This window comes from Acinetobacter sp. Colony158 (assembly GCF_019264745.1).
Taxonomy (GTDB): Bacteria; Pseudomonadota; Gammaproteobacteria; order Pseudomonadales; family Moraxellaceae; genus Acinetobacter; species Acinetobacter ursingii.
The window spans coordinates 3,085,402-3,085,759 of sequence record NZ_CP078523.1 but is presented as its reverse complement, the minus strand read 5'-3'; the positions used below and the strand labels follow the sequence as shown (position 1 = coordinate 3,085,759).

1 protein-coding gene is annotated in these 358 nt (G+C 49.2%); it reads right to left on the bottom strand.

The window, feature by feature from the left end; translation table 11 throughout:
* A partial coding sequence (locus JR005_RS12495; protein WP_228731703.1) for an IS66 family transposase occupies positions 1 to 358 on the bottom strand: 358 nt, incomplete at both ends.

Sequence of the window (358 nt, the reverse complement as noted above, 5' to 3'; positions counted from 1 at the left end):
GGATTAATGTCATGATATTGGCTGCTCGCTGACCGCTGCGCAGCGAACCTGCAAATAGCCAATTCTTACGTCCCAACGCCCAAGGTCGCATCTGGTTTTCCACCCAATTATTATCTATAGGTAGATTGCCATCATCCAGATAGCGGCTTAAAGCTGGCCAACGCTTCAGAGTGTAATTGATGGCCTTGGCGGTTGGAGAACTCGATGGCACAGTCAGATAATGTTGGTTGAGCCATTCATACAGTTGTTGCATCACCGGTTGGCTGTGCTGTTGTCGGTATTCGCGGCGCTGTTCTGCTGTACCATCGGTCTTTTTCCTGAGCTCTGCTTCTATCGCATACAGTTTCTGAATCAGCAC